Genomic DNA, 16,070 nt, shown 5'->3' with positions numbered 1-16,070 from the left:
TTGCAGCCTGCAGCCGAGACGTCGTCTCGGGGCGGGTGCGGGTCCCGCCGGTGGAATGCCGCAGCGCGCCTCAGCTCTTCGCGCCGGTGAACGCCAGCGCGCCGCCGAGGCCGATCATCATGACGCCGCCCGTTCCCGACAGCGTCGAGATGCGCTTCGGCGAACGCGCGAACCACGTGCGCGCGGTGCCGGCGGCGAGGGCCCACACGCTGTCGCAGGTCAGCGCGAGCACCTGGAAGATGAGGCCGAGCACGAGTAGTTGCAACCAGACGGCTCCGGCGTGCGGGTCGACGAACTGCGGCAGCACGGCGACGAAGAACGCGATGGTCTTCGGGTTGGTGAGCCCCACGATGAAGCCCTGGCGCAGCAGCGTCATCGACGAAGTGGGGGCGAGCGCGGCGCCGGTGACGTGTGCGTTGCGGTGGCGGATCGCCTGGATGCCGAGCCACACGAGGTAGATCGCGCCGACGATCTTCAGCACGGTGAAGGCGACGATCGAGGATGCCACGATCGCGCCGACCCCGAATGCGACGGCGAGGACCGCAGGCACGGTGCCGAGGGCGTTGCCGACGACGCTGAGCACACCCGCGCGCCGACCGAGGGCGATCGACCGACCGATCACGAACAGCACGCTCGGACCCGGGATGACGATGATGACGACCGACGCGGCGACGAAGGCCACGAGGTTCTCGATCGGAGGCATGCGTGCAGCGTACTGCCCGTGCGTTTCGCGGGCGTTCCGGTCCGGCGCCGCCACGTGAGTTGCCGGTGTCCGCCGCTTCGGAGACGCTCAGGCGACAAGGCTCGGCGAGCCGAGCGCGCTGACGCCGCGGGCGCACGCGAGCTGTCTGCCCGGCGCCGGCACGTGAGTTTGCCGGTGTTCGCCGCTTCGGAGACGCTCAGGCGACGAGGCTCGGCGAGCCGAGCGCGCTGACGCCGCTGACGCATGCGAAACGCAACATGGAACGACACCTCGCGCGGGTGACGGCGAACGCCGCGCGGCCCTAGGCCGGCACGGCCTCCCGCGTGAGCAGTTCGTTGATGCGACCGACACAGCCTCCGCAGCCGGTGCCGGCGCGGGTCGACGCCTTGACGCAGGCCACGGTGGGTTCCCCGGCGGCGACGGCCTCGCGGATCGCCCCCGCACTCACCCCGTTGCACCAGCACACCGTGGCATCCGCGGCGAACGGGTCGGCGACGACGGCCATTCCGGCGTCGGGGGCGTCGAGTCGCAGCAGCGACGAGCGGTCGGCGGGCAGCTCGGATCCCCGCTCGAACAGCAGGGTGAGTTCGGCGCCGGTGCGCGGCATCCCGACCGCGACGAAGCCGGTCAGCACGCCGTCGACCGTGACGAGCTTGACGTAGGCGCCGCGGGCGGGGTCGGCCCAGAGGGTGACCTGGGGGCCGTGGCATCCGGGGGCGTGCGAGAAGGGGTCGGCGTCGACCGCGCCTCCGGCGACGACGTCGATGCCCTCGGCCTTCAGCATCACGACGCCGGGGCGCTCGACGGGTATGGGGCTGATGGATGCCACGACACCCGCAACCCCCGAAGCTGCTGCGGATGCCGGCCCCGTTGAGGCCGCCGCCGGACCCGCGGATGCCGCGCCCAGCGCAGCGCCCGACGACAACAGCTCCGCCAGCCGGTCGGCCTGCCGCCAGCCCGGGCCGATGAGTCCGCTCGGTCCTCCCGGCACGCGGCCGTCGGCTCCGGCGTCGGCGGGATCGGCGACGTGGGCGCAGTCGCCGATAGCGAAGACGTCCGGGTCGGTCCACGAGCGCGATGCCCCGTCGACCAGCACCCCGCTCGAGATGGCGAGACCGGCGAGGGATGCCACCTCGGTGCGCGCCGCGACCCCGCACGACAGCACGAGCAGGTCGCCCGCGAGCACCTTGCCGTCGGCGCAGACGAGGCCGTCGAACCACGCCTGACCGTGGTCGTCGTAGCGCTGCACGATGCTCTCGGCGCGGGCGTGGTGCATCATCTCGACGCCGACGGCGGTGGCTGCGGCGGCGAGTACGCGTCCGCCGTTCTCGTCGAGCGTGCGGTTCATCGGGGCGGCGGAGTGGTACGCCACCACCACCTCGGCGCCGGCTTCGGCGGCGGCCAGCGCCAGCTCCATGCCGAGCACCCCCGCGCCGAGCACGACGATCCGCTGACCGGCCGACACCGCCGCGCGCACGTGCTCCGCGTCGGTGAGGTCGCGGAGCGCCACGACCCCGCGGGGGAGCGGCGCCGAACCGTGGTCGAGCTGGTCGGGAACCCCCGGCCGTGCCGAGCGGTGCCGCTGCGCCCGCTCGAGCCCGGCGAGGGTGGGAACGTTCGCTCGGGCCCCGGTGGCCAGGACGAGCCGGTCGTACGGGATCCGGATGCCATCGTGCAGCCGCACGACGCGACGGTCGCGGTCGACGCCGACCACCGTCATCCCGAGCACGAACCGCACGCCGGCTTCTTCAGCGACGAGACGGTCGCCCATGTCGAGGCCGTCGCGATCGGCCCGGCCGACGGCGTACTCGGCGAGCAGCACGCGGTTGTAGACGTCGTGCGTCTCGGCACCGATGACCGTCAGGTCGATGCGCCCGTCGCGCACCGCGGGCAGGAGTCCCTCGAGCAGCCGTGCCCCGACGGGGCCGTAGCCCACCAGCACCACACGTTCAGACATGGATCTTCTCCTCGGTGGTGTCCGGCTGGTCGAACGTCCCACTCGCTCGGACGGAACCGGCGGACGTGGATGCCGCGGGCGCGGCGCCCGCCAGCGCGAAGGCCGCGACACCGGATGCCGCAGGCCCCACCCCCGGATGCTCCGACACCACCACGGGTCCGTGCTCCGTCGCCGCGGCAGCGGGCACGGCGGCATCCGGAGCCACCCGCACCCGCGTGCGCTTGAACTCGGGCATCGCCGAGGTCGGGTCCACCAGAGCCTCGGTGAGCCGGTTGGCGCACTCGTCACCGGCGTAGTGGAACGGCAGGAAGACGGTGTCGTGACGGATGTCGGTCGTCACGCTCGCCCGCGCCCGCACGGTGCCGCGCTCGTTCGACACCGCGACGAGCGCACCCTCGCGGATGCCGAGGCGAGAGGCCGTCGCGGGATGGATCTCGAGCCGCGCTTCGGGGCGGGCGCCGTTCAGCTCGGCGACGCGGCGGGTCTGGGTGCCCGACTGGTACTGCTGCAGGTAGCGGCCGGTGACGAGGGTGAGGTCGCCGCCGCGGTCGGTGGGCGCCGGGGGAGTGGCATCCACCGGCACGAGACGCGCGCGGCCGTCGGCGTGGGCGAAACGTCGGGTGAACGGGCGCGGGGTGCTCTCGGAGCGGTACGGCCAGTACGCCTCGATGTCGGTGTCGAGCAGCGCGTGCGAGAGGCCCGAGTAGTCGGCGATGCCGCCCTCCGAAGCGCGGGCGAGCTCGTCGAACACCTCTGAAGGATCGATCGACCAGGTGGATGCCGCGCCCAGGCGCCGCGCGATCTCGGCCATGATCCACAGCTCGCTGCGGGCACCGTCGGGTCCGGGCAGAGCCTGGCGGCGACGGATCACCCGGCCCTCGAGCGAGGTCATGGTGCCCTCCTCCTCGGCCCACTGCAGCACGGGCAGCACGATGTCGGCCAGGGCGGCGGTCTCGGAGAGGAAGAAGTCGCAGACGATCAGGGTGTCGAGGGCTTCCAGCCCCGCGCGCACGGCCTCGACGTCGGGCGCCGAGACGACGACGTTGGATCCGGCGACCAGCAGGGTCTTCACCGGCCCGCCGAGTTCTGCGAGGAGGGCTGTGGCCGGGATGCCGGCATCCGGAAGCTCATCCGGGCTGATACCCCAGACGCCCGCGACGTGCCGACGCGCTTCGGGGTCGCGGATCGAGCGGTAGCCGGGCAGCTGGTCGGCCTTCTGGCCGTGCTCGCGTCCGCCCTGGCCGTTGCCCTGGCCAGTGAGGGTGCCGTAGCCCGAGCCTTCGCGCCCGACGAGGCCGAGCACGAGGGCGAGGTTGATCGCGGCGGTGGCGGTGGCGGTGCCGTCGACGTGCTGTTCGACGCCGCGTCCGGTGAGGATGTACGCGCGTCCCGCGGCGAGGCGGCGCGCGGTCGCTTTCAGGTCGGCAACCGGGACGCCGGTGGTCGCAGAAGTCCGCTCCGGCCACCACTGCGCGACGCTGCGTCGGACCGCGTCGAACCCCGAGGTGCGCTCCTCTATATAGGCCTGGTCGGCGAGGCCCTCGGCGAGGGCGATGTGCGTGAGACCGAGGAGGAGGGGAAGGTCGGTGCCGGGGGCGGCCTGCAGGTGGGTGCCGGCGCCGTCTTCGGTGAGGCGCGCGGTGGCCGAGCGGCGCGGGTCGACGACGATGAGTCCGCCGGCGGCGCGCGCTCCGGCGAGGTGCGCGAGGAACGGCGGCATGGTCGCGGCGACGTTCGAGCCGAGCAGCAGGATGGTCGACGCGTCGTCGAGGTCGGTGACGGGGAAGGGCAGGCCGCGGTCCATGCCGAAGGCCCGATTGGATGCCGCGGCCGCCGACGACATGCAGAACCGGCCGTTGTAGTCGATGCGCGAGGTGCCGAGGGCGACGCGGGCGAATTTGCCCAGCTGGTAGGCCTTCTCGTTGGTGAGTCCGCCGCCGCCGAAGATGGCGTTGGCGTCGGGTCCGTGCGCGGCCTTCGTGTCGCGGAACGCCGCGGCGACGGCATCCAATGCCTCATCCCAGGGGGTCTCGGCGAGGGTTCCGTCGGACTGTCGGGTCAACGGCATCCGGAGTCTTTGGGGAGATGCCAGGAGCTCCGCCGACGTCCAGCCCTTGGCGCAGAGCCCTCCCCGGTTGGTGGGGAAGTCGCGGCCGGCGACCGTGGTGGACCCCTCGTGGGTCACGGTCATGGCGCACTGCAGCGCGCAGTAGGGGCAGTGGGTGTCGGCGGAGCTCATGGTCATCAGATCCGGGTGCCGGTCTTCTTCGCCATCCGCAGGTAGACGCCGGCGGTGAGGGCGAGGAAGGCGACGTACGCCAGGGCGAACCAGCCGAGGGCCGGGGTGTACGAGCCGAACGTCGTCTTCGAGAAGCCGAGCAGCTGCGGGATGAAGAACCCGCCGTACGCACCGATCGCCGAGACGAGGCCGAGGGCGGCGGCGGCCTTGCGCTGCGCGCCGATCCCGTTGTTGGAGCGGAGGGCGAAGATCGTCGGGATCATGCGGTAGGTCGCGCCGTTGCCCATGCCGGCGGCGGCGAACAGCACCAGGAAGCAGAGCAGGAAGATCGCGAAGTTCTGCATCGCCAGGGTCAGGATGACGCCCAGGATGCCGAGACCCATCACCGTGAACGCGCCCATCGTGATGACGGTACCGCCGAAGCGGTCGGCGAGTTTGCCGCCGTAGGGGCGGGCGAGCGACCCGACGAGGGCACCCAGGAAGGCGAGGGTGACGGTGGCGGTGCCGATCGCGATCCCCTTGAAGTCGGGGAACGTGTCGGCGAGCAGCTTCGGGAAGACGCCGGCGAAGCCGATGAACGAGCCGAAGGTGCCGATGTAGAGCACGGCCATGATCCACAGGTGCGGCTCTCTCAGGGCGGCGAGGGATGCCGTGATGTCGGCCTTGGCGCTCGAGAGGTTGTCCATGCGGAAGTACGCGCCGACCATGGCGACGATGATGAGCGGCACCCAGATGAGGCCCGCGAGCGGCAGGTTGAGGGTGGCGGCGGCGCCGACGGTGATGACGATCGGCACGACGAACTGCGCGACCGAGGCGCCGAGGTTGCCGCCGGCGGCGTTGAGTCCCAGCGCGTAGCCCTTCTGCGCGGCCGGGTAGAAGAACGTGATGTTCGCCATGGAGCTGGCGAAGTTGCCGCCGCCGAAGCCGGCGAACGCGGCGATCAGGAGCAGGAGGCCGAACGGGGTCGCGGGGTTCGACACCGCGATGGCGAGGCCGATGCTCGGGATGAGCAGCAGACCCGCGGAGACGATCGTCCAGTTGCGGCCGCCGAAGCGTGGAACCATGAACGTGTAGGGGATGCGCAGCGTCGCGCCCACCAGGCTCGGCATGGAGATGAGCCAGAAGATCTCACCGGTGGAGAGCTGGAAGCCCGCGGCGGGGAGCGAGACGACGACGACCGACCACAGCTGCCAGACGACGAACCCGAGGAACTCGGCGAAGATCGACCACCGCAGGTTGCGGGAGGCGATGGCCTTGCCCTCTTTCGCCCACTGGGTGGCGTTCTCGGGGTTCCAGTTGTCGATCCAGCGGCCGGGACGGTGTTGCAGTTCAGCTGTCTCTGTTGCGGCCGCGGGCGGCGTTGCTGCGGCTGCGGTGCGCGGGTCGGTGACGGTCACGGGTTCCTCCGGAAGGCGATGTGGGGAGGTGCAGCGCCCCGCATGGGTGGGGCGTGCCGCCAGCGTAGGGAGGAGGGGTTTCCCGGGGACGCGTGCCCGGGGGCGGGGAAGTAACGAGTGGCTCACCCGCGGTGGGGGAGGGGGAGAGGGGGAGTTTACGTGGGCGTTACACGGGCTACCATCGGTGGCTATTGCCCGGGACTGTCGCCGTCGATTTCACAGTCGTTCACGTCAGCACCTTCGGCCCGAAGGCCCGTAGGAACTGACGTGGTATAGGCAGAGCGGCGCGGCGGGCGATAACGCCGCGATGGAGAATTTCTTCCCGCTCCAGCAGAAGAACGTCGTCAACCGAGGCTCCTGGACCACCCGAGACGAACTGCGCATCGCGATCGTGACCTGGATTGACAAGACCTACCACCGCCGCCGACGCCAAAGCCGCCCCGGACGTTTGACGCCCGTCGAATTCGAGACCACGATGACCAAAACCCTAGCCCTCGCGCCCTGACTAACCCCTGTCACCCATCCGTGCATCAGACCCTCCTGCCCCGCATCGGGCTTGTCGTAGGTATCCTCGCGGCCGACGCCCGCTTCCAGCTCGGTGAGAGTGACGTTCACGCCGTCGACGTACACGTGTTACAGGAGGCGACCGTACTTGTCGGTTTCGGCTTGCGTGGGGTCTGTGAAGAGGTCCACGGTGTGGCCGTAAATGAGCTGATCGAGCTCGTCGCGGGCTTGATCGGCATGGCACTCACTCGCGGCGCCGTCGCGTCCAATCTCTGGGGTGACGATGCCGATGATGCGCAGGCCGACTGAGCCGCTCGTCGTGGTGATCTTGAACGTGTCCCCGTCGACGGCGGCAACGACGGGGACACGTTCCGACCTCACCGTCATAGGGAAAGGGTCGTCAGCTTCCCTTCGAGCCGGCAGGGTTCCCCCGCTTGACATACCAGCGCACTAGAAGGGTGACGAAGATTCCGGTCAGCACAACACCCGCGGCGACCAGAAATACGCGCATTCCTGCACTGGATGCGACCGTCGCAGCGTTGACAAAGGCCAGCAGCGCGCAGAACACGATCGCTGCCCAGCCCACAATCTGGCTACCACTCGGCCGTATAGCCTGACGATCTTCCCGCTCGGCCATGTCGTTCTCCTTCAAAATCGTATTCATCAGCAGGCGACTCTGCTGTGCGCTTACACCAACCACCCCCAAGCGAAAGAGTCTGTCCCTCTTCGGGGGCGAGACAAACAATCACACAGCCGTCACACGTCAGCCCGGTGATCATGCCTCCATAGATAGCGCCGAGTCCTCAAGGTTCACCCGTCGATTCGTCCTCAGTAGTCAGCCGCCGGCGACAGAGGTAGCCAGGCAACCGTCGCGGCAACGCGGGGCCACCCCGCACACCAACGCCGCGCTTAGCGTCGGATCTTGCGCTGCTTGTTTCGCGACCCCCGACGTGACGTCAGCGGTCGCGCGTGAAGAGAATCTCGAAAGCCATCGAGGCCATCATGGCCTCGCAACTTATAGTCATGTCGTCGCAGGCCGTCGCGAAGTAGCGGCACTTCTCGTCTATCTCGGCGCGCGCGGCATTTGGCAGCGCAGGCCCTCCCTACGGTCACGCTAGGGGGCATGTGCTGCGGGAGTGGCGTGTCGTGTTTCCGCGCTATCGCGATACGAGCACCGTGAACACCCAGAGCCCACCCAGATAGATCACAAAGGGCGCGGCGAAGAACGTGTAAAGGATTAGGAACCAGGGCGATTTCATCGACCACGCCGCGGCGCGAGCAACGATGCGCTCGGCGAGCGGAACGCCGAGGTGGGTGAGCCACGTTGCCTCGATCTGGTTGACGGCGTGTAGCCGTTCCGATTGGCGGGCTCGGAGAAGATCGACGGCGATCCACATCCAGAAGACGAAAGCGACTGAACCGGCGAGGGCGATGAAGATGCTCCATAGCTGGTTGGTGATCGAGGCGGAGTCTATGTGCGGCGTTTTCTGGAATGCGACACTTAGCGCGATGAGCCAGCTCAGCGCAGTGTTGCCGAAGAACGCAAGCAACCCGACGAGCAGCTTGCTCAGAGCTACCGTGTGCTTCCCAAGGATGGACACGTCGGCCACGGGCCGTAGCGGGCGGATCTTTGCGGCTACCGCGATCGAGACGCCGGTGTAGAAGATTATTACGATGCAGGCAGCGACCGCCAGCGACGAAACGAGTGCTGTCGCGGCCGCAGGTACGAAGCGGATTAGCAGTGAGAGGGCGCCGAAGATGAGTAGTAGCCCAGCTGACAGGACGATGATGCGTGTGAAGGAGCGGTTGAACACGCTTCGACTCTGTCCTTGACGTGTGACACGACTTCGGGTCGGAAGTTGTCGAATGAGGGCGCGGCGATCTTTCGCCTCAGCTTTCGGCAGACTGAGACCGCCGCGGGCACCGCATCCGCCCGGGGGCGCAAGGGCGACGCATCCACGATGCGCCGATCGTCCTGTCTGCGGTGCCACGCCTCGAATCACCCGCGTGCAGGGCGTCCTATGGCCTCATTTCACCAGCCCTTCCGACGTCACACGAAACTATGCCTAGCAACATCCCATCGACGGTCCACCTGATCCAGCGCAGCGAGGCAGCATCGAACTCGTCTGGGTCGGGGGACACCCAGGTGATCGACGTCGACGACGACGCGATGGCGACCGTCGTCTACTGAACGGCACGGCGGTCGAACGGCGGGTCGTCGGCTCGGCGAGCACCAGATCGCTGTCGGCGCAGGTCTTCAGCGGTTGCCTTGCTGCTTACGGGGCGGGTGGAGACAGTGGCTGAACCTGCATGGGAGCGATGAACCACTCGGGAGAAAGCTCCGGTGCGCGTGCGGCTTGCACCGTGACCTGCGCTGCAATGGGTGACCCCTTGATCTTCAACCAGGCTGCGGCGATGTGCCCTTCGCGCTCCAGATGCTGGATGGTCGGGAGGTAGTGAGGGCTCGTCGTGGACGTGAGTGAACCTACGGCGCGGCCGTCGATGCGCACTTCCACGGTGTGCTTGACGACTCCGCGGGTGCTCGTCGTCTCGACACGATGAAGGGTCCCGATCGCAATGCTTTCCGAGCCAGGGTTGATGTGCGGGGCGATTGCCTCGAGGTGGTTCTCTTCACCCGTGACCTGAAAGGCGTTTCCCCACGGCAGCAGAGAGTAGGAGACGGTTGGCGGCTCGTTGACGGGATACAACATGTGAGGCTCGTTCAGAGCCAAAGACACTCGAGCGTGCACTTTGGTGGGTCCGTCCCAACCGCGACGCTCGACCGCCCAGAGCCGAGCTCGGGTCGTGGGGATGTATCCGGCTGCCTCGACTTTGCTGATCGCGGAGTGGTATCGGTCAGCGTCGTCTCGCGCGAGATACCCGACGTGCGAACCGTCGATGACGACCATGATGGCCCGACGGTGGTAGCGGTTCTGCGGTTCCGTTCGCAGGCTGGCGGGGACGTCGGGGATCTCGACCTCCTGATCCACGCGAAGGGCCCGACCGGTTATCGACTTCACCACGGCAGCGATCTCCGACGTCCGTGCGAATTCCCCCTCGACCTCAGTCGACTTGTACTTGTCGCTGCCGAGCAGCACGTATGGCATGGGGTTTGTCCGATGTGGAGCCGAGGGTGGCGGGGGAGCCTGAGATGCGGGCGCGGGGGTGTGAACCGTTGTCCGTCTGGTGGCATCCGCCTCGGATGCTGCGGCCGCCCGGGCCTCGGCGCGGGTTGCGTACTCGCCGCGTGCGGGGCCGTTAATCTCCGGGCGAGATGCAGGTTGGCCGTCGGGGCGGGTGGACTCGACGGGAGGCGGAGGGATGACCTGAGCGACAGCTGTCCGAGTATCGCTCTTGCCGCCCGGGCGGGGTGACGAGGTGCGCGAACGGCGACGAAGGATCACCGACCACACAATGGCGCCGATGGTGATGATCGGAGCGAGGAGTATGCCGGCCAGCAACCACCCTGCTGCGGGAGTGAAGCGAGCCGGTGTCTCCGTCGTCTGGCCAGCGTCCACGCCCACCAGAATCAGGAGCACGACGATTGCTACGGCATGAATCGCCGCCATGATGAGGAGCGGTGTTCGTGGGCGCATCGATGTTCTCGCCATTGAGGTATGACCCTTCGTCTGGTTGCCCCTTCCGGCGCCAAACGTCTGTGCTGCCGCCGAGGTGCTGTCGGCGATCGTACAAGTGCAATGGCGACCCCTGCATCTCAGGTGATGCGGAAGCCGCACGCGCAGGACTTCGTCCTCAAGGGTGGCCTTCTGCTGGGCGCCTATGGTGTACGCCGTCCCACGAAGGATGCCGACTCGAACGCGATATCGGCTGATGTCACTCCGGCGCATCTTCGGCGGGTCGTCCAAGACATTGCTGCCGTTGAGGCTCGCGATGGGGTTCAGTTCTTACTGGACACGCTCGCGGTGGCGGATATCCGCGAGAATGCGAGCTACCCCGGCGTGCGCGTTCGCGTGAGAGCGACCGTGGGGAATTGGCAAGGGGGTCAAGGGTGTCCAAATCGGCCCGCGAGCGACGGCGTCGCTCGCCTACTTCCGAGTCCGGCGGAGATCCCACCACTTCCTCCTGCGTGAGGGCTGCGGAGTGCCGTCCGAGGGGCGGGGGGTGGCATCCGCGGGATCCTGTTGACCGAGGCGGATACGTCGGCCCTCCTCCACGTCGTCCTGCTCCTTCCGCCGCTGCTTGTCGCTCTTGCGGGTATCCCGGGCGGGGAGCTGAATGTCTTTCTCCGCGGCGATGCCTGCTTGGAGTTGCCGGCCACGCTCCAGTTCGGCATCGAACTCGGCACCGAAGAGGAGGGCGAGGTTGGCGATCCACAGCCAGAGCAAGAAAACGATGACACCGGCGAGAGAGCCGTAGGTTCGGTCATAGTTCGAGAAGCTCGCAATATAGAAACCGAACCCGGCCGTGGCGAGTGCGAGGACGAGGATGGCGATGACCGCGCCGAGACTGACCCAACGGAACGTGGGTTGTTTGGCGTTGGGTGTCGCGTAGTAGAGCACGGCGACGAGGAACACGATCACGAAAAGGATGACGGGCCACTTGGCGATATCCCAGGTGATCTGCACCCCCTGTCCGAGCCCGAGGGCCGAGCCGATGGCGGAGGTGACGTCTCCGGAGATGACGAGTCCGAGGACGACGAGGGTGAGGGCCACGACGGCGATGACGGTGACGACCAGCTGCATGGGCCGGAGTTTCCAGAACGGACGGCCCTCTTCGATCTCGTAGATGCGGTTCATGGCGCGGCTGAACGCGCCGACGTAACCGGATGCGGACCAGAGTGCCAGCACGATACCGGTGACCAGGGCGAAGCCCGCGCCGGGGGCCGAAGCGACCTGTTCGATAGGTCCGCGCAAGGTGTCGGCTGCGTCGGGTGCGACCTGTCTGAGAATGCCGACGATGGCGTCGGCCGCGGCATCCCCCTGCCCCACCACTCCGAGCACGGAGAAGATGGCGATCATGGCGGGGAAGAGGGCCAGCACGGCGTAGTAGACGAGTCCTGCTGCCGCGTCCGGGCACTCGTCTGCGATGAACTCCCGGACCGTTTTCCGGAGGACGTACTTCCAGGACCGCGTATGCAGTTCAGCGGGGGAGTCGGGTTTGGTACCTGCGTCCGGGTCCGGGTTGTCGGTACGTGTACTTTGCTGGGACATGAGGTCCTCCGCGGCCGTAGAGTCGGGGCCGACTTCCGTGAGTGACGTGACACTCGTGGGTGTGACGTGCCGAGTGCGGCACGAGCGCCCTATCGTGCGGGCTTGCGGAAGGGATGCCGCGCCCCTTGCGTTCCGGGCGGAGTTCCGTACACGCTCGGCGGCGTGGGGACTTTCCCACGATTCGGCGTCTGGCAACCCCCGTACGCGTCGGGTCGCAACGGACGTTTGGTGGAGCCTGCGCGCCGCTCGGTCACCGGGCCGACACGATCCCCTCGGCGCGGTGAGGAGAATCATGTACTTCCACCGGCAACAACTGCGGCGATCAACCGCCCCCGGCGAATACCGCCACCTGGTCTTCGGCAGGGTCTCGAAATGAGCGGGATGGATGCCGCCGCGCCCGGGCCGGGCGCCGCTGCACGCACCGGAGCCAGCTTCCCTGCGATGCGCAGCGCCAAGGTCCTGCGATCGATCGTCGCGGGGCCGTACGGGCACCCGCTGCATCCGATCGCGGTGACCGTTCCCATCGGGGCGTGGTCGTCGAGTCTCGTGTTCGATCTGCTCGGGCTCGCGATCACGGAGCCCCGCTCAGCGCCAGCGCTCCGACGTGGTGTTACGCCCCACTACGCCCGAGATCGCCCGCCCCCTCGGCATCCCGTAGCTTCATCTCACCAACCCCTCCGAAGGCAGGTGAAGCCATGTCCCGCACGATCTCGTCGACAGTCCACCCGATCCAGCGCTGCATGGCAGCCTCGAACCCTTCCGCGTGGTGGGACGGCCTCGTCGTCGACGCCGATGGCACGACGGTGACCGTCGCGCTGATCAACGGTGCGACGGTGGAGCTGCAGGTCGTCGGTCCGGCCGTCGACGTCGCGGTGGGGGAGCCGGTGGCTTTTCACCCGGTCGCAGAACTGCTCAGCGCGTCAGCGATTCTGACCACCGCACGCGCGGCCTGATTTCGGGGCAGAGGCGGAATGACTCAGGACGAGCGAAAGCGTTCTCCCGCCGTCCTGGTCGTCATCCTCGTTGTGGTGGTTCTCGCAGTGATCGTCGTGGTGACGTCCGGAGTGCTTGCGACGGTCTTTGATCCGGCGTGAGTCAGGCGGTCATCGAGGCCATCATGGCCTCGCACTTCATCACCATGTCGTCGCAGGCCATCGCGCAGTAGCGGCACATCTCGTCCATGTCGGCGTGGGCGCGGCATTCGGCGGCGCAGGCCTTGCCCATGGTCATGCAGGCGGTCATCATGGCGTTCATCACGTCCATGTTCATTCCGGCCGGACGCATCATCATGTGCATCGTCGCCTGAGCCATCTCGACCATGTTCGAGCACATCGCGCAGCACGTGGCCATCTCGGGGCCGTGCATCATGTCGCTGCCGGCGCACATCGCCGCGGCCATCGCGCAGGCGTTCAGCGACTGCATGCATTCCTGCATGGCATCCATGTCCATGGTCATCTCGCCCATGTCCATCGACTTCATCATTGCCATCGTGTCCATTGCTTCTCCCGTGTGCTCGTCGTGACGGAGGGACCGGATGCCGCGGAGGGACTCCGGCGTACCGGCGATGCTACGCCCGCGACGACGTCCGCCGACAGTGCTCAAGGGAGGTTGATCAGTCGATCGAGGACGTGCGACGATGCCCGGGCTTCGTCAGCGGATGGCGTCGGCGATGACGTCGCGGGCGACGTCGGCGAGCTTTCGCTGAGTGCTGCGAGCCTGTTCTCGAAGAAGGCGGAACGCCTCCTCCATATCGACACCATGAGAGTGAGACAGGACGCCTTTCGCCTGCTCGATCACGACACGGCTGTCGAGAGCGTGCTGCAACTGCGTGCGAGCGATGTCTGATTCTCGGAACGCTCGTTCATGAAGGATGCCGATCGTGGCGATATCTGCGAGACCTCGCGCCGCGAGGGCGTCCTCCGCGGAGAGCGGGTCGGGGGTGTCACCGAACAGGTTCAGCGAACCGATGACCTCGTCGCGGAGTCGAAGGGGGATCGCGTGCATCCACTGATACCCCAACTCACCGACGGCATCCGCGAACCGCGGCCACCGGTCGTGAATCGCGGCGAAGTCGTCGACGGTGACCGGTTGGCCGGAGTGGTACGCATCCAGGCACGGACCTTGGTCCGCGTTGAGTTGAAGCAGGGAGATGAGCTGGCTCCGTTCGCTCGTCGACGCGACCACCTCCAGGGATCCCCGGGCGTCGGGAAGAAGGATGCCGGCGTCGGCCGCACCGAAGGTCTTCGCGCACCGGCTGACCAACCGGTAGAGAAGGTCGACGACGTCGTAACCGCTGACCAGGGTGTCGGCGAGATCGACGAAAGTGTCGACCAGCTCTTTCTCCCGCGATGTGCTCGTCATGGGTGCAACCTACTTCCGTTCGTTCGCGATCACGTCGAAAAATCGATGTCGCGCGAGATGATCGCCTCCGCCACCTCGCGGACCGGCCGGCCCGAGGCGAAGGCGTGTGCGCGGATGATGAGCAACGCGTCGTCGGGTGCGACGCGCAACTGGGCGACCACCATCCCGGTCGCTTGATGGACGAATCGTCGGGGTGAGGCGTTCGCGGAAATGTCGTCGTCGAGGGAGTCGAGAGCGGACCTCAGGATCCGCTGACCCGCGGAGTTCGCCAGCACGGCAGCCTCATCGACCTGCTCGACCGACAATGCGTGGGCTCGGGTGGCGTATAGATTCACGACGCCCACCTCCACCAGGCCCACCACCATCGGAAACGCGTAAACCGACGAGATGCCGTGTCGTGTGGCTGTCGTCAGGAACATCGGCCACGCGGCGCCCGCGTCGCGCCGCAGGTCGGAAAGCAGCACGGGTGCGGCGGTTGCTCGAGCTCGCCAGCACGGCCCCACACCGGAATCGAGCTGCGTCTCGTCGAGCTCCGCGGCGATAGCGTCGCTCGCGCAGATCGTCTCGACTTCGAACGGTGCACCCAGCGATGAAACAGCGACGTGTTGCACCGGGAGCGAATGGACGAATCCCGCACACAATGAGCGCGCAAACGCATGATCGGATGCCATGGAACTCCTGACCTAGTCGAACACAGCGGCCTAGGTCCAGGGGACGCCTGCTTCTACTCTAGGTCCACAGCCTCGAAAGGGCAGTCGCATGGTGGCGCGTTCGAACGTTGCTTTCGACGGTGTGCGCCTTTATCGTATGAATAGTTGCCCCAGACCATGGTGACCTGTCGTATCGGCATGTCAAACGGGGTGAAAATGGGCAGCTTGTTCTACGGCTCCATGGCGGAGCCGATTCGTCTTCCTGACATCGTTCTCGCGCATCTGCAAGCAGTGACGACCGCGAGATTGCGCCGAGGCGAGAGCTTCATCGTGTCGTGCCGGCTGCCTGACGCAGCTGCGGGCTACCGATCCACGCTCTGGATGCATGCCGCCATCCCGTTGCGATTCGTCTTCGACGTCGACGCCGAAATCACCCTGAACGGGGAAACCCTGCGTCTCTTCGCGCAGGCCGCGCAATCTACGGCCGGCATCCTCATCGACGTCACCGAGCCCGACAGGCGAGACAGCCCGGCGCTGCCTGCCGCGGCTCGATCAGTGGCATGACCGCCCGAGGATTGCACCCCACGCCAAGCCGGGTTCACGCCGTGTGGATTCTGCAGGAGGAGGGTCACCTCACCGCGAAGATCGGGGACTCGACACTCGGACACGTCGTGATGGTCCCCGATGGATCGTTCATCGCCTTCGATGGACAGTCGACGCCCTTGGATCGCCACCAGACCCTTCGCGCCGCCCAGCTCTCCACGCTTCGCGCTGCCGAAGGAAGCGGCGCGCCGACCCTCGATCGCCTGAGTCCCGTCCTGGCACTCGTCGCCGGTGCGGTCGCGGCAGGGCTTCTGACCGTGGGGGTCGTCGTCCTGTCCGTCGCTCCGTGAAGGCCGACCCCGTTCGCACATAACACTCGCGCCGTGGGAGGCGCGCTTTTCATGGAGAAACTTCATTCGTTCTCCTGAGACTGACAAACGCCCGTGTAAAAGCGTCCAGCGAATCAGGCAAATCGCGGATTCACGCTCTTCAGGCCATCCAAATATGCGTATGCGCGAATACGCGAAGCGTAACTTGGAGAAAAC

General features: G+C 67.3%; 17 protein-coding genes and 1 pseudogene. 7 read left to right on the top strand and 11 right to left on the bottom strand.

Annotation, left to right across the window (positions count from 1 at the left end; translation table 11 throughout):
* Positions 1-70: 70 nt before the first annotated feature.
* From ASF76_RS13815 to ASF76_RS13800, 4 genes are all read right to left on the bottom strand, one after another.
* Positions 71-703: a LysE family translocator gene (locus tag ASF76_RS13815; protein ID WP_055958935.1), complete on the bottom strand. Its 633-nt coding sequence runs from the start codon at positions 701-703 to the stop codon at positions 71-73.
* 301 nt (positions 704-1,004) lie between these two features.
* Entirely contained in the window at positions 1,005-2,660 is a 1,656-nt protein-coding gene (locus ASF76_RS13810; protein WP_082485087.1) for an FAD-dependent oxidoreductase, read from the bottom strand.
* On the bottom strand, positions 2,653-4,899 hold the full coding sequence (locus ASF76_RS13805) for a molybdopterin oxidoreductase family protein (protein ID WP_442922770.1): 2,247 nt from the start codon (positions 4,897-4,899) through the stop codon (positions 2,653-2,655). Before ASF76_RS13805 ends, ASF76_RS13810 begins: the two co-directional genes overlap by 8 nt.
* A 5-nt stretch (positions 4,900-4,904) precedes the next feature.
* Positions 4,905-6,296: an MFS transporter gene (locus ASF76_RS13800; RefSeq protein WP_055958928.1), complete on the bottom strand. Its 1,392-nt coding sequence runs from the start codon at positions 6,294-6,296 to the stop codon at positions 4,905-4,907.
* 283 nt (positions 6,297-6,579) lie between these two features.
* On the opposite strand from ASF76_RS13800, the pseudogene ASF76_RS13795 reads away from it, so the two are divergent.
* Positions 6,580-6,801 (top strand): annotated as a pseudogene (locus ASF76_RS13795) (IS3 family transposase); the annotation flags it as partial.
* A gap of 20 nt (positions 6,802-6,821) precedes the next feature.
* Positions 6,822-7,109, top strand: coding sequence for a hypothetical protein (locus ASF76_RS17140; protein ID WP_156459265.1), 288 nt, complete (start codon positions 6,822-6,824; stop codon positions 7,107-7,109).
* Between the two features lie 91 nt (positions 7,110-7,200).
* Here ASF76_RS17140 and ASF76_RS17135 read toward each other — a convergent pair whose 3' ends face one another.
* Together ASF76_RS17135 and ASF76_RS13785 are read right to left on the bottom strand one after the other, a co-directional pair.
* Complete coding sequence (locus ASF76_RS17135) at positions 7,201-7,464, bottom strand: hypothetical protein (protein WP_156459264.1); 264 nt, start codon at positions 7,462-7,464, stop codon at positions 7,201-7,203.
* A 493-nt stretch (positions 7,465-7,957) separates the two neighbouring features.
* Positions 7,958-8,614 (bottom strand): hypothetical protein, encoded by a 657-nt coding sequence (locus ASF76_RS13785; protein WP_055958916.1) that lies wholly within the window; start codon positions 8,612-8,614, stop codon positions 7,958-7,960.
* Between the two features lie 248 nt (positions 8,615-8,862).
* Between ASF76_RS13785 and ASF76_RS17635 the strand changes: the two genes are divergently transcribed.
* A complete protein-coding gene (locus ASF76_RS17635; RefSeq protein WP_268774764.1) occupies positions 8,863-8,991 on the top strand; it encodes a hypothetical protein in 129 nt (42 codons plus the stop codon).
* Positions 8,992-9,076: 85 nt separating this feature from the next.
* Here ASF76_RS17635 and ASF76_RS13780 read toward each other — a convergent pair whose 3' ends face one another.
* Positions 9,077-9,907, bottom strand: a complete 831-nt coding sequence (locus ASF76_RS13780) for a hypothetical protein (RefSeq protein ID WP_055958913.1) — start codon at positions 9,905-9,907, stop codon at positions 9,077-9,079.
* Positions 9,908-10,417: 510 nt separating this feature from the next.
* On the opposite strand from ASF76_RS13780, the gene ASF76_RS17740 reads away from it, so the two are divergent.
* On the top strand, positions 10,418-10,891 hold the full coding sequence (locus ASF76_RS17740) for a nucleotidyl transferase AbiEii/AbiGii toxin family protein (RefSeq protein ID WP_162240826.1): 474 nt from the start codon (positions 10,418-10,420) through the stop codon (positions 10,889-10,891).
* Here ASF76_RS17740 and ASF76_RS13775 read toward each other — a convergent pair.
* Positions 10,847-11,971 (bottom strand): YihY/virulence factor BrkB family protein, encoded by a 1,125-nt coding sequence (locus ASF76_RS13775; protein ID WP_055958912.1) that lies wholly within the window; start codon positions 11,969-11,971, stop codon positions 10,847-10,849. The two genes, ASF76_RS17740 and ASF76_RS13775, sit on opposite strands and share 45 nt — an antisense overlap.
* A 695-nt stretch (positions 11,972-12,666) precedes the next feature.
* On the opposite strand from ASF76_RS13775, the gene ASF76_RS13770 reads away from it, so the two are divergent.
* Complete coding sequence (locus ASF76_RS13770; protein ID WP_082485085.1) at positions 12,667-12,924, top strand: nuclease; 258 nt, start codon at positions 12,667-12,669, stop codon at positions 12,922-12,924.
* 142 nt (positions 12,925-13,066) lie between these two features.
* Here the strand turns inward: ASF76_RS13770 and ASF76_RS13765 are convergent, their stop codons facing one another.
* The 3 genes from ASF76_RS13765 to ASF76_RS13755 all read right to left on the bottom strand — a co-directional run bounded on the left by ASF76_RS13765 (position 13,067) and on the right by ASF76_RS13755 (position 14,943).
* Entirely contained in the window at positions 13,067-13,468 is a 402-nt protein-coding gene (locus ASF76_RS13765) for a hypothetical protein (protein ID WP_055958905.1), read from the bottom strand.
* Between the two features lie 153 nt (positions 13,469-13,621).
* The gene (locus ASF76_RS13760) at positions 13,622-14,332 is read right to left on the bottom strand and encodes a GAF and ANTAR domain-containing protein (RefSeq protein WP_055958902.1); all 711 of its coding nucleotides are present in this window, start codon (positions 14,330-14,332) and stop codon (positions 13,622-13,624) included.
* A 29-nt stretch (positions 14,333-14,361) separates the two neighbouring features.
* Positions 14,362-14,943: an ANTAR domain-containing protein gene (locus ASF76_RS13755; RefSeq protein ID WP_055958899.1), complete on the bottom strand. Its 582-nt coding sequence runs from the start codon at positions 14,941-14,943 to the stop codon at positions 14,362-14,364.
* Positions 14,944-15,147: 204 nt separating this feature from the next.
* Between ASF76_RS13755 and ASF76_RS13750 the strand changes: the two genes are divergently transcribed.
* On the top strand, positions 15,148-15,546 hold the full coding sequence (locus tag ASF76_RS13750) for a DUF7882 family protein (RefSeq protein WP_235561306.1): 399 nt from the start codon (positions 15,148-15,150) through the stop codon (positions 15,544-15,546).
* A gap of 41 nt (positions 15,547-15,587) precedes the next feature.
* Positions 15,588-15,875 (top strand): hypothetical protein, encoded by a 288-nt coding sequence (locus ASF76_RS13745; RefSeq protein WP_055958893.1) that lies wholly within the window; start codon positions 15,588-15,590, stop codon positions 15,873-15,875.
* The last annotated feature ends 195 nt before the right edge of the window (positions 15,876-16,070 follow it).

Source organism: Microbacterium sp. Leaf151 (assembly GCF_001424225.1).
GTDB lineage: Bacteria > Actinomycetota > Actinomycetes > Actinomycetales > Microbacteriaceae > Microbacterium.
This window is presented reverse-complemented; position numbering and strand designations above follow the sequence as displayed.